The sequence below is a fragment of the Streptomyces coeruleorubidus genome (assembly GCF_008705135.1).
GTDB lineage: Bacteria > Actinomycetota > Actinomycetes > Streptomycetales > Streptomycetaceae > Streptomyces > Streptomyces coeruleofuscus.
Genome location: NZ_CP023694.1, coordinates 2,314,312 through 2,326,427, shown reverse-complemented (window position 1 = coordinate 2,326,427; position 12,116 = coordinate 2,314,312). Strand labels below are relative to the sequence as shown.

The following is a 12,116-nucleotide window of genomic DNA, read 5'->3' as shown; positions in this document are numbered from 1 at the left end:
CCGGCTCCGGCCCCGGCTACAGAGACTGGGCCGCCGGCTTCACCATCCCCCTCACCGTGCGGGACTTCACGAAGTCGCCGATCGCCGTCATCTCCCACTCGCCGGAGAACTGGCGGATCAGCTTGGCCATCATCACGCCGGTCTGCGGCTCGGCGCTGGTGAGGTCGAAGCGGACCAGTTCCTCGCCGGTCGCGCCGTCCAGGAGGCGGCAGTAGGCCTTGGCGACCTCGGTGAACTTCTGGCCGGAGAAGGAGTTGACCGTGAAGACCAGGCCGGTGACCTCCTGGGGCAGTCGGCCGAGGTCGACCGTGATGACCTCGTCGTCACCGCCGCCCTCGCCCGTGAGGTTGTCGCCGGAGTGCCGGATCGCGCCGCCCACGATCTGGAGCTTGCCGAAGTAGCAGCTGTCGACGTGGTTGCGCTGCGGCCCGTAGGCGATGACCGAGGCGTCCAGGTCGATGTCCTTGCCGCGGTACGCCGGCTCCCAGCCGAGGCCCATCTTGACCGAGGAGAGCAGGGGGCGGCCGCCCTTGATCAGGGAGACGGTCTGGTTCTTCTGGAGGCTGACGCGCCCCTTGTCGAGGTTGATCTTCCCGGCGCCCGGCGCGGGCGGCGGGGGCGTGGCCGGAGCCGGGGGCGCCGCGGGTGTGGTGACGGGCGGGGCCGGCGGAGCCACCGGCGCCTGCGCCGGGGCCGGCGGCGGGGTCACCGGCTGCTGGGCCGGGGCGGCCGGCTCCTCCACCGAGACACCGAAGTCCGTGGCGATGCCCGCGAGGCCGTTGGCGTATCCCTGGCCGACGGCTCGGGCCTTCCACTGGCCGTTGCGCAGGTAGATCTCCACGATCACCAGGGCCGTCTCGTCACCGAGCTGCGGGGGCGTGAACGAGGCCAGGACGGAGCTGTCGTCCGCGTTGCGGATCGTGGCCGTCGGTTCGATGCCCCGGAAGGTCTGGCCCGCGGCGTCCGGGCTCGCCGTGACGACGATCTTCTCGATGCCCGGGGGGAGGGCCGAGGTGTCGACAATGATCGCGTCGGGCGCGGTGCCGCCGCCCGAGCGGTAGGTCACGCCCGGGCCGGACGGCTGGTTGTAGAAGATGAAGTCGTCGTCGGAGCGCACCTTGCCGTCGGCGGTGAGCAGCAGGCCCGATACGTCGAGCCGCACCGGGGCGGCGACGTCAACCGTCACGCGGGCGGCGGACAGGGGGATGTTCGAGCCGGGGGTCATAGCTGTCATGCCGGGTGAACGATCGAGGCGGTTTTGCCGTTCCCTTACCCTGCGGCCAATCGGGTCAGCGGCGGTTGCGGGGATGGTCGCGGGCCGTGCGTTCGTTGCCCCGCTTGTAGTTCCCGGTCCAGCGGGCCATGACGAGCTGGGGGTCGGAGGCCTCGACCTCGGCGATGAACTGCTCGGCCCGGGGGCCGTTCAGCGTGGTGGCGGGGCGGCCGTGGTGGGTGATGCGGACGGTTCCGCCCGCGTGCTGCTCGTAAGCGAATCCGTGGGGTCGTGGCATGCCGCGAGCGTACGGGGGCGGGGTCAGGCGCCCCACCGAATTTCGCCTGCCCCCGCCCGCAGCGGTCCGTTCCCTACGGCACGACCACGATCTTGCGGCCGACCCCTGACGCGAACTGCTCCAGCGCCTGCGGGTACCGCTCCAGCGGGATCCGGTCGCTGATGAAGACGTCGGGGTCGAGGACTCCGTTCGCGAACAGCTCGGCCGCGCGCTCGAAGCTGTGCAGCACCGCCATCGAGCCGGTGATGGTGATCTCCTGGTTGTAGATGCGGTACGGGTCGATCGTCACGCGGGTCGCGTAGTCGGCCACGCCGAACTGGAGGAACGTGCCGGCCTTCGCCACCCGGTCCAGGCCGTCCTGGATCGCCGCCGCGTTGCCCGTGGCGTCGACGACCAGGTCCCAGCCCTGCGGACGGTCGAGTTCGTCCGGGCCCGCGGCCGCAGCCGAGACGCCGAGGCGGCGGGCCGTCTCAAGGCGGGCCGGGTTCACGTCGACGACGTCCACGCTCGCCGCGCCCGTGCGCTTGGCCAGCTCCAGCATCATCAGGCCCATCGTGCCGGAGCCGTAGATCAGGACGTGCGCGCCGAGACGGGACCGGAGCACGTCGTAGCCGCGTACCGCGCAGGACAGCGGCTCCACCAGGGCCGCGTCCTGCGTGCGGACGTGCTCGGGGAGCTTCACGCAGTTCGCCACGGGGGCGAGGGCGTACTTCGCGGCCCCGCCCGCCGTCGTGACGCCGATCGCCGCCCAGCGTTCGCAGAGGTTGTTGTGGCCGGTGCGGCAGTAGCGGCACTCGTAGCAGTACAGGGACGGGTCCACCGCCACCCGGTCGCCGGCCGACAGTTCCGTGACCTGGGTGCCGACCCCGACCACCTCGCCCGCGAACTCGTGCCCGGGCACGATCGGCAGCTTGGGGGCGAACTCGCCCTGGAGGATGTGCAGGTCCGTGCCGCACAGCCCGCAGGCCGCGACCTCGACGACGACCTCGCGCGGCCCTGGCGTCGGGTCCGGGACCTCGGCGACGACGGCCCTGCCCACGGACTCGATGACGGCGGCCTTCATTTCACGGCTCCCAACGACAGGCCCTGGACGAGCTTGTCCTGGGCGGCGAACCCCGCGGCGAGCACCGGCAGGGAGATGACGAGCGACGCGGCGCACACCTTCGCCAGGAACAGGCCCTGGCTGGTGATGAAGCCGGTCAGGAAGACGGGGGCGGTCTCGGCGACCACGCCGGTCAGCACCCGTGCGAAGAGCAGTTCGTTCCAGCTGAAGATGAAGCAGATCAGGGCGGTCGCCGCGATGCCGGGCAGGGCGATCGGGGCCACCACGCGCGCGAGGACCGTCGGCAGCCGTGCCCCGTCCACCCGGGCCGCCTCGATCACCGCGACCGGGATCTCGGCGAGGAACGACTGCATCATCCACACCGCGATCGGCAGGTTCATGGAGGTGTAGAGGATGACCAGCAGCCAGATGTTGTCGAGCATCCCGGCGTTCTTGGCGAAAAGGTAGATCGGGAGCAGGCCCGCGACCGCGGGCAGCATCTTCGTGGAGAGGAAGAAGAACAGGACGTCCGTCCACTTGCGGACGCGGTTGATCGACAGCGCGTACGCCGCCGGGAAGGCCAGCAGCAGGACCAGCAGGGTCGAGGCCACGGACGCGACCGTTGAGTTGATCAGCGCCGGCCAGGGGCTCGCGCCGCCGCCCGCGCCGAAGAACTCGCGGTAACCGTCCAGGGTCAGGGCCGCCGCGAAGGACGGCGGGTTGGTCGCCGCGTCCTGCTCGGAGTGGAACGACGTCAGCGCCATCCACGCGATGGGCAGGAAGAACGCGATGCCGAGCAGCCAGGCCAGCAGGCCCAGGCCCGCACCCTTGCCTCGGACACGGCGGACACGCAGGGCGGTCGTGCTCATGCGCCGGACACCTCCTCGCGGAACAGGGACGACACCACGCGCAGGGCGAAGGTCGCGATGATGATCGAGCCGATGACCACCAGGACGCCCGCGGCCGAGGCGAGGCCGTTCTCGTGGGCCTGGTAGAAGCTCTGGTAGACGGTGTAGGGGAGGTTGGCGGTGCCCAGGCCGCCGGACGTGATGGTGAAGACCGCGTCGAAGTTCTGGACGATGTAGATCGAGCCCAGCAGGGCGCCCAGTTCGAGGTAGCGGCGCAGATGCGGGAGCGTCAGGTGGACGAAGATCTGCCAGTCGCTCGCGCCGTCGACCCGGGCCGCCTCGATCTGCTGGTGGTCGCGGCTCTGGAGGCCGGCCAGCAGGATCAGCATCATGAACGGCGTCCACTGCCAGACGAGCGACGCTTCGACCGCGAGCAGCGGGGTGTTCGAGATCCAGTCGGGCTGTGGGCCGCCCACATAGTGCAACAACCCGTTGAACAGGCCGTATTCGGGGTTGTAGAGCACATGCTTCCAGAGCAGGGCCGCCGCGACCGGTACCACCAGGAAGGGTGCGATCAGCAGCGTCCGCACGATGCCCCGGCCGCGGAACTTCCGGTCCAGCAGCAGCGCCAGGACGAGTCCCAGCACCAGGCTGGCCAGGACCACCGCCACCGTCAGCAGGACGGTCGTCCACACCGACTGGCGCAGGTCCGCGTCGGTGAGGACCTCCTGGTAGTTGTCGAGGCCCGTGAAGTGCCGGGCGTCGGGATAGAGGGAGTTCCAGTCGAAGAAGGAGATCACCAGCGTGGCCACGAACGGCAGCTGGGTGACGACGATCATGAAGATCAGGGCGGGGAGCAGCGGGGCGCGGGTGGCCCAGGCGCGCAGGCGGGCGGAGGGCCGGCGGACCGGGGTGGGTGTCTCGGGAGCGGCCACGGGGGCCGTTGTCGTGGCGGTCATCGTCCCTCGTACTCCTCGGAGATCTTCTCGGCGAGCGCCTGCGACTTCTTCAGGGCCGACTCGACGGACTGGCGTCCGGCGATGGCCGCGCTGATCTCCTGCGAGACCTTGGTGCCGAGGTCGGTGAACTCGGGGATGCCGACGAACTGGATGCCGGGCGCGGGCCGCGGCTGCACCCCGGGATCGTTGGGCCGGGCCCCCTCGATGGCCTCCTTGGTCATCTCCTGGAAGGCGGCGGCCTCCTTGCGGTAGTCGGCGTTGGCGTACGTCGACGCCCGCTTGCCGGCCGGGACGTCGGACCAGCCGATCCGGTCGCCGACCAGTTGCTCGTACTCCTTGCCGGACGCCCAGGAGACGAACTTCCAGGCGTCGTCGGAGTTGCGGGAGGCCTTCTGGATGCCCCAGGCCCAGGTGTAGAGCCAGCCGGCGGACTCGGTCTTCTCGACGGGGGCGGGGGCGTAGCCGACCTTGCCCTTGACCGGGGAGTTCGCCGCCTCCAGGGATCCGGCGGCGGAGGTGGCGTCGTACCACATGGCGACCTTGCCCTGGGTCATGTTGTTCAGGCACTCGGCGAAGCCGGCCTGGGCGGCGCCGGACTCGCCGTGCTCGCGGACCAGGTCGACATAGAACTTCGTCGCCTTCTCGAAGGCGGGGGAGTCGAGCCGCGCCTTCCAGTTCTTGTCGAACCAGGTGCCGCCGAAGGTGTTCACGACGGTGGTCAGGGGGGCCATCACCTCGCCCCAGCCGGGCAGGCCGCGCAGGCAGATGCCCTTCATGCCCGGTTCCGCGCCGTCCGCCTTGGCCGCGAGGTCCGCCACCTGCTGCCAGGTGGGGCGCGCGGGCATCGTCAGGCCCTTCTTCGCGAACACGTCCTTGCGGTACATCAGGAACGACGACTCGCCGTAGAAGGGCTGGCCGTAGAGCTTGCCGTCGTCCCCGGTGAGGGACTGGCGCATCGGCTTCAGGATGTCCTGCTCGTCGTAGGCCGGGTCCTTGGCCACATAGCCGTTCATCTCGCGCAGCCAGCCGTTGCGGGCGTAGATAGGTATCTCGTAGTTGGACAGCGTGGCGACGTCGTACTGGCCGGCCTGGTTGGCGAAGTCCTGGCTGATCTTGTCGCGGACGTCGTTCTCGGGCAGGACGGTGAAGTTGACCTTGATGCCGGTCTCTTTGGTGAAGTGCGCGCGGGTGAGCTTCTGGAGCTCGACCATCTGGGGGTTGTTGACCATCAGGACGTTGATGGCGTCGCCGCCGGATCCTGCCCCGCCCGCCCCGACCCAGCAGCCGGAGAGCAGCGGGGCGAGCAGCGTCCCTGCGGCGGCCGCGGCGAGCGTGGCTCGCGGTGGCCGTCGTCGGCTCTGGGTTCGCATGGATCGCTCCTGGATGTAAGGGGAGATATGGGGCATGGCAGGGCGTGGCTGAGCCCTGTGGGGACGGGGATCGGTGGGTCAGACTCGGATGACCTGTGGGCCGAGCAGTGAGTAGCGGTGGGCCTCGGCCGCCGGGAGGAGGGTGCTCGTCACGATCGTCTCCAGTGCGCCGACCTCGGCGAACCGGCAGAAGCTGACCGCTCCGAACTTGGTGTGCACGCCCGCGAAGACCGTGCGGCGGGCGGCCCGGACCGCCTGGGTCTTGACCTCGCTGACGGCCGGGTCGGGGGTGGTGAGGCCGTGTTCGCGGGAGATGCCGTTGGCGCCGATGTACGCCAGGTCGACGACGAAACCGGCCAGCATCTTCGTCGTCCAGTGGTCGACCGTGGCGAGGGTGCCGGAGCGGACCCGGCCGCCGAGCAGCAGCACGGACACGCTGTCGGTCTCGGCGAGGGCGCCGGCGACCGGCAGGGACGCGGTGACCACGGTCAGCGGCCGGTCCCGGGGGAGTGCCTCGGCGATGAGCTGGGGGGTGAAGCCCTCGTCGACGAAGACGGTCTCGGCGTCGCCGAGCAGTTCGGCGGCGGCGGTCGCGATGCGGCGCTTCTCGGGGACGTGACTGGTGGCGCGGAAGGCGAGCGTCGTCTCGAAGCCGGCGCTCTCCACCGGGTAGGCGCCGCCATGGGTGCGGCGGAGCAGGCCGTGGTCCTCCAGAACACGCAGGTCCCGTCGTACGGTCTCCTTGGCCACGCCCAGTTCGGCGGCGAGGGCGGTGACGTCGACGGAGCCGGCGCGCCGCGCGGCCAGCACGATCTCGCGCTGGCGTTCTTCCGCCGTCCTCGTGCTCATGCCGACACCTGCCTTCCGCTTCTGCTGCCCGTTCGGGCCCGGTGGGACCCGTGGGGGAATTTCTACAGCGGGGATGCGGCACTGACCAGGTCTGTTGCGGGTTCGATACTGCCCGCTTGTGCCCGTTCGACGTGGGGCCGGACCGTCGCGGACCTGCGTCGGCGATGACGGGGGCGTGAGAGCGGGCAGCGATGGTGCCCGAATACGGGGGCGGGCGGGCCCGTTCGGTGCCCGCCCGCCCTCTCGCGACGACTCTTTCCGGTCAGTACGGCCAGATCGGCGGGTCCGTCACGAAGTGGCCGCCGAGGTAGGCGTGCGCCTCGTTCTCCGGGTCCAGCTCGCCCTGCTCGGCGATGAGCTTCTCGGCCCACGGCTCGGAGTCGTCCCGCGGCTCGTAGCCGAGCGCCCGGGCGGTGGTGAGGTCCCACCACAGCCGGGTGTTCGCGGAGGAGCCGTGGACGACGGTGTGGCCGACGTGCTCGGCGGTCAGGGCCGCGTGGAAGAGGCGGGCACCGTCGGCGGGGCTCATCCACACCGAGAGCATGCGCACGCTGGTCGGCTCGGGGAAGCAGGAGCCGATCCGCACCGAGACCGTCTCCAGGCCGTGCTTGTCCCAGTAGAGCTGCGCGAGGTCCTCGCCGAAGCACTTGGACAGGCCGTAGAAGGTGTCCGGGCGGCGGGGGGTGTCGACCGGGATCAGGGGGTCGTCGCCCTGGGGGCGCGGGGTGTAGCCGACGGCGTGGTTGGAGGAGGCGAAGACGATCCGGCCGACGCCCTCCTCGCGAGCGGCCTCGTACAGGTGGTAGGTGCCCTCGATGTTCGCCTTGAGGATCTTCTCGAAGGGGGCTTCCAGGGAGATGCCCGCGAGGTGGATGATCGCGTCGACGCCGCGGACCGCCTCGCGCACGGCGTCCTTGTCCGAGAGATCGGCGGTGATCGCGTCCGGGGCGCCCTCGATCGGCCGCATGTCGAGCAGGCGCAGCTCGTAGCCGTAGTCCGGGAGCAGGCCCCGCATCAGGGTGCCGAGGCCACCGGCGGCGCCGGTGAGCAGGACGGTGCGGGGAGCGGGCATCCTCGGTCTCCTTGCATCTCCCACCGTGCACATGAGTGCACGGTATTCATATTCGTGGACACGCTAAGGATCTGGAGTGGAGCCCGTCAAGTATGCCGCGGAAAGAGCGAATCCGCTGGTGCGTGGCGGGTTCGCGCGCTTGACCGGCGTCGAGGCGGCGCCTTAGCGTGGGGTCGTTCAGAAATATAGACGGCAATCATGAATATGGAACCGGGAGAGCTCGTGACGTCAGCCCCTCTCGCCGCTCGACTCAACATCCCCAGCGGACCGCTGTTCTTCCCGGTCACCGCCTACGGCCCCGACGGCTCCGTGGACCTCGACACCTACCGCGCGCACGTGCGCCGCGGGGTCGAGGCCGGAGCGGCCGCCGTGTTCGCCTGCTGCGGCACCGGCGAGTTCCACGCGCTGACGCCCGAGGAGTTCGAGGAGTGCGTCCGGGCGGCCGTCGAGGCGGCCGAGGGACGGGTGCCGGTCGTCGCGGGCGCCGGGTACGGCACCGCGCTCGCCGTGCGCTACGCCCGGCTCGCCGAGGCGGCCGGGGCGGACGGGCTGCTCGCCATGCCGCCGTACCTCGTCGTCGCCGGGCAGGAAGGGCTGCTGCGGCACTACCGGGAGATCGCCGCCGCGACCTCCCTGCCCGTCGTCGTCTACCAGCGCGACAACGCGGTCTTCACGCCGGAGACCGTCGTCGAACTGGCCCGCACGGACGGGGTCATCGGCCTCAAGGACGGGCTCGGCGACCTCGACCTCATGCAGCGCATCATCAGCGCCGTACGCACCGAGGTCCCCGGCGACTTCCTCTACTTCAACGGCCTGCCGACGGCCGAGCAGACCCAGCTCGCCTACCGCGCCCTCGGCGTCACGCTCTACTCGTCCGCCGTGTTCTGCTTCGCGCCCGAGATCGCCCTCGCCTTCCACCAGGCGCTCCGCAGCGGCGACGACAGCGTGGTGGAGAAGCTGCTGGACGGCTTCTACCGCCCCTTCGTCGAGCTGCGCGCCCAGGGCCGCGGCTACGCCGTCGCCCTCGTGAAGGCCGGCGTACGGCTGCGCGGACTGGACGTGGGGGAGGTGCGGCCCCCGCTGCACGAGCCGACCGAGGATCATGTCAAGCAGCTCGCCGAAGTGATCGAGCGCGGCTACGCGCTGCTTGAGGAGGCCAAGTGAAGGCGTCGGCATTCGTCTACCCCTGGGACGTCAACGGGGACCCGGAGGCACCCGCGCGGATCGCCGCGCTCGGCGTGGAACAGGTGACGCTCGCCGCCGCCTACCACTCCACGCGCGCGCTCACGCCCCGCCACCCGCGCCACCGCATCGTCACCGCCGAGCACGCCGCCGTGCTGTACCCGGCGGGCGACCGCTGGGACGGGCGGGAGCTGCGCCCCTACGCGGCCGGTGACTGGGCCCCCGGGGACGCCTTCGGCGAGGCCGCCGGGGCGCTCGCGGACGCCGGCCTGGAGGTGCACACCTGGGTCGTCCTCGCGCACAACTCCCGCCTGGGCGCCGAGCACCCGGACACCTCGGTCGTCAACGCCTACGGCGACCGCTACCCCTGGGCGCCGTGCATCGCGCAGCCCGCCACGCGCGCGTACCTGACCGACCTGGCGGCGGAGGCGGCCGTACGGCCCGGGGCGCGCGGGACCGAGCTGGAGTCCCTCGGCTGGTACGGCCTCCAGCATCTGCACGCCCACGACAAGACCGGCGGCGTCGGCCTCGGCGACGCCGGGCAGTACCTGATGGCGTTGTGCTTCTGCCCGGCCTGCCGGGAGGGCTACGGCCGGCACGGACTGGACGCCGGCGAGCTGGCCGCCGCCGTACGGACCGCGCTGGAGCCGGTGTGGCAGGGGGTGACGCCCTCCGACGGAGGCTGGACGGGCGTCGAGAAGCTCCTCGGCGAGACGCTCGCGAACACCACGCGCGCGTACCGCGACGCGACCGCCCGCACGCTCCAGGAGGAGGCCGTGGCGGCGGTCCGGGCGGCCGCACCCGACGGCTTCCAGGTGCTGCTGCACGCGGACCCGGTGTCCTACCACGTCGGTGCCAACCCCGGGGTCGACCCGGCGCACATCCTGTCCGTCGCCGACGGGGTGGTCGTGCCCTGCGCGGGCGGCACCGGCACCCTGACGCCGTTCGCCCGGCAGGGCAAGGCGGGCGCGGTCATCGCCGCCAACTTCACCGTCGTCTCCGGCATGGGCGGCAGCCCCGGCACGCTCGCCGCCAACGCGGCCGAGGCGCGGCGGCTCGGCGCCACCGAACTGCGGCTCTACCACGCCGGGTTGGCGTCGGACAGCGATCTGGCGACCGTAGCGGAGGCACTGCGCACCCGGGCCGGATGAGGCGCGGGCTTCGCCGGCCGGGACGGGAGCGGGCCGATCAGCGCGCCCGCTCGACGCGCCGCTCGTCCCACACCGGCTCGGACGCCTCCCGCACCCGGCCGTCGGAGCCGAACACCAGGTAACGGTCGAAGGACCGGGCGAACCAGCGGTCGTGCGTGACCGCCAGGACCGTACCCTCGTACGCCTCCAGTGCCCCCTGGAGCGCCTCGGCGCTCTCCAGGTCGAGGTTGTCCGTCGGCTCGTCCAGAAGCAGCGCGGTGGACCCCGCGAGTTCCAGCAGCAGGATCTGCAAGCGTGCCTGCTGGCCCCCCGACAGGCGCTCGAAGCGCTGTTCGGCCTGCTGGGCCAGCCCGTACCGGCGCAGCACGGGCATGGCCCCGCTCCGGTCCTGGGAGTGCTCGCGCCACAGGATGTCCAGCAGCGTCCGCCCCAGCAGTTCGGGGTGGGCGTGGGTCTGGGCGAAGTGGCCCGGGACGACCCGCGCACCCAGTTTCCACTGTCCGGAGTGCGCCACCTCCTCACCCGCCAGCAGCCGCAGGAAGTGCGACTTCCCGGAACCGTTGGAACCGAGGACCGCGACCCGTTCGCCGAAGAAGACCTCCAGGTCGAAGGGTTTCATCAGCCCGCTCAGCTCCAGGTCCGTGCAGGTGATCGCGCGCACGCCGGTGCGTCCGCCGCGCAGCCGCATCCGGATGTCCTGTTCCTTGGGTGGTTCCGGCGGAGGTCCGGCCTCCTCGAACTTGCGCAACCGGGTCTGCGCGGCGGCGTACCGCGAGGCCATGTCATGGCTCACCGAGGCCGCCTGCTGGAGGCTGACCACCAGCTTCTTCAGCTGGGCGTGCTTCTCGGACCAGCGCCTGCGCAGCTCCTCGAAGCGGGCGAACCGCTCCCGGCGCGCCTCGTGGTACGTGGCGAAGCCGCTGCCGTGCACCCACACGTCGGCGCCGCCCGCGGCCGGCTCCACGCTGACGATCTTCTCCGCCGCTCGGGCGAGCAGTTCGCGGTCGTGGGAGATGAACAGCACGGTCTTACGGGTCTGCCGGATCTGTTCCTCGAGCCACTGCTTGCCCGGCACGTCCAGGTAGTTGTCCGGCTCGTCGAGGAGCAGCACCTCGTCGTGGCCGCGGAACAGGGCCTCCAGCACGAGCCGCTTCTGCTCCCCGCCGGAGAGCGTGCGCACCTGACGCCACTGGGCCTTCTCGTACGGGACACCGAGCGCGGCCGTGGTGCACATGTCCCAGACGGTCTCCGCCTCGTAGCCCTGGGCCTCGGCCCAGTCGGCGAGCGCCTGCGCGTACCGCATCTGCGCCGCCTCGTCGTCCACGGTCATGATCGCGTGCTCGGCCTCGTCGACCGCCTTCGCGGTCACCCGGATGCGCGGCGGTGCCACGGAGACCAGGAGGTCGCGCACGGTCGTCTCGTCCCGGACGCTGCCGACGAACTGTGGCATGACGCCCAGCCCGCCGCTGACGGTCAACGTGCCGCCGTGTGGGGCGAGTTCGCCTGCGATCAGTCGCAACAGCGTTGTTTTTCCTGCCCCGTTGGGGCCGACCAGCGCCATCGCCGAACCCTCCGCGACGCGAAAAGAGACGTCGCCGAGCAGAGCCCGTCCGTCCGGCAGGTAGTACTCGAGATGTGAAACTTCCAGATGCCCCATGATGAGGCATTCTCGCGGCTCTTCCCCTTCCGCGGCAACATCAACCAAGCCGGCGGCCATGCTGTCTTGTTTTGGTCGCCGGGAGAGGGGGAATCGGCCATTCCCTAGCGGGAATTTTTTGTCACAGACGTGGACTTCGGTCGTCGTCTAAGTTCTGGTGAACCGGGGGCAAGTTCTGACCCGGCGTCCAGTGACATTCGTGCCACGAGAAATGGGGAACCCATGGAGAAGACGCGGAAGGTCGAAAGCGCCAAGGACACCGAACTGACCCCGAAGCCGGTGCAGGAGCAGGACCGGGTGAGCGCGCGGGAGAGCATTGAGCTGCGCATCACGGACCTGAGCAGCCCGGCGATGGTGGCGGGTCTCGCCCGCCGCTGCTGATTTCACCACCGGGCATCCTGCGCGGGGAGTTCCTCTTCCCCGCGCAGGATGCGCGGAGGTTTTCCGGAACTAGGTCTCCGACTGTTCGAGGAGC

General features: G+C 70.8%; 12 protein-coding genes. 3 read left to right on the top strand and 9 right to left on the bottom strand.

Annotation, left to right across the window (positions count from 1 at the left end; translation table 11 throughout):
- Window positions 1–16: 16 nt before the first annotated feature.
- The 8 genes from CP976_RS10850 to CP976_RS10815 all read right to left on the bottom strand — a co-directional run bounded on the left by CP976_RS10850 (window position 17) and on the right by CP976_RS10815 (window position 7,651).
- Window positions 17–1,225 (bottom strand): TerD family protein, encoded by a 1,209-nt coding sequence (locus tag CP976_RS10850; protein ID WP_150485302.1) that lies wholly within the window; start codon window positions 1,223–1,225, stop codon window positions 17–19.
- A 64-nt stretch (window positions 1,226–1,289) separates the two neighbouring features.
- On the bottom strand, window positions 1,290–1,511 hold the full coding sequence (locus CP976_RS10845; RefSeq protein WP_150480157.1) for a hypothetical protein: 222 nt from the start codon (window positions 1,509–1,511) through the stop codon (window positions 1,290–1,292).
- Window positions 1,512–1,584: 73 nt separating this feature from the next.
- Entirely contained in the window at window positions 1,585–2,574 is a 990-nt protein-coding gene (locus CP976_RS10840; protein ID WP_150480156.1) for a zinc-dependent alcohol dehydrogenase family protein, read from the bottom strand.
- Complete coding sequence (locus CP976_RS10835; protein WP_059417350.1) at window positions 2,571–3,422, bottom strand: carbohydrate ABC transporter permease; 852 nt, start codon at window positions 3,420–3,422, stop codon at window positions 2,571–2,573. Before CP976_RS10835 ends, CP976_RS10840 begins: the two co-directional genes overlap by 4 nt.
- On the bottom strand, window positions 3,419–4,360 hold the full coding sequence (locus CP976_RS10830; protein WP_150480155.1) for a carbohydrate ABC transporter permease: 942 nt from the start codon (window positions 4,358–4,360) through the stop codon (window positions 3,419–3,421). Before CP976_RS10830 ends, CP976_RS10835 begins: the two co-directional genes overlap by 4 nt.
- The gene (locus tag CP976_RS10825; protein ID WP_150480154.1) at window positions 4,357–5,730 is read right to left on the bottom strand and encodes an ABC transporter substrate-binding protein; all 1,374 of its coding nucleotides are present in this window, start codon (window positions 5,728–5,730) and stop codon (window positions 4,357–4,359) included. The genes CP976_RS10830 and CP976_RS10825 overlap by 4 nt, the downstream gene beginning before the upstream one ends.
- 78 nt (window positions 5,731–5,808) lie before the next feature.
- Window positions 5,809–6,579 (bottom strand): DeoR/GlpR family DNA-binding transcription regulator, encoded by a 771-nt coding sequence (locus CP976_RS10820; RefSeq protein ID WP_150480153.1) that lies wholly within the window; start codon window positions 6,577–6,579, stop codon window positions 5,809–5,811.
- A gap of 262 nt (window positions 6,580–6,841) precedes the next feature.
- Window positions 6,842–7,651 carry an NAD-dependent epimerase/dehydratase family protein gene (locus CP976_RS10815; RefSeq protein WP_150480152.1) on the bottom strand — a complete coding sequence of 270 codons (810 nt, stop codon included), beginning with the start codon at window positions 7,649–7,651 and terminating at the stop codon, window positions 6,842–6,844.
- 222 nt (window positions 7,652–7,873) lie between these two features.
- Between CP976_RS10815 and CP976_RS10810 the strand changes: the two genes are divergently transcribed.
- Window positions 7,874–8,815 carry a 5-dehydro-4-deoxyglucarate dehydratase gene (locus CP976_RS10810; RefSeq protein WP_150480151.1) on the top strand — a complete coding sequence of 314 codons (942 nt, stop codon included), beginning with the start codon at window positions 7,874–7,876 and terminating at the stop codon, window positions 8,813–8,815.
- Window positions 8,812–9,984, top strand: coding sequence for a hypothetical protein (locus tag CP976_RS10805; RefSeq protein WP_150480150.1), 1,173 nt, complete (start codon window positions 8,812–8,814; stop codon window positions 9,982–9,984). The genes CP976_RS10810 and CP976_RS10805 overlap by 4 nt, the downstream gene beginning before the upstream one ends.
- Window positions 9,985–10,021: 37 nt before the next feature.
- On the opposite strand, the gene CP976_RS10800 is transcribed toward CP976_RS10805, so the two are convergent.
- Window positions 10,022–11,641: an ABC-F family ATP-binding cassette domain-containing protein gene (locus CP976_RS10800; protein ID WP_150480149.1), complete on the bottom strand. Its 1,620-nt coding sequence runs from the start codon at window positions 11,639–11,641 to the stop codon at window positions 10,022–10,024.
- A 222-nt stretch (window positions 11,642–11,863) separates the two neighbouring features.
- Here CP976_RS10800 and CP976_RS42845 point away from each other — a divergent pair, with 222 nt between their 5' ends.
- On the top strand, window positions 11,864–12,022 hold the full coding sequence (locus CP976_RS42845) for a hypothetical protein (protein ID WP_167537318.1): 159 nt from the start codon (window positions 11,864–11,866) through the stop codon (window positions 12,020–12,022).
- Window positions 12,023–12,116 lie beyond the last annotated feature (94 nt).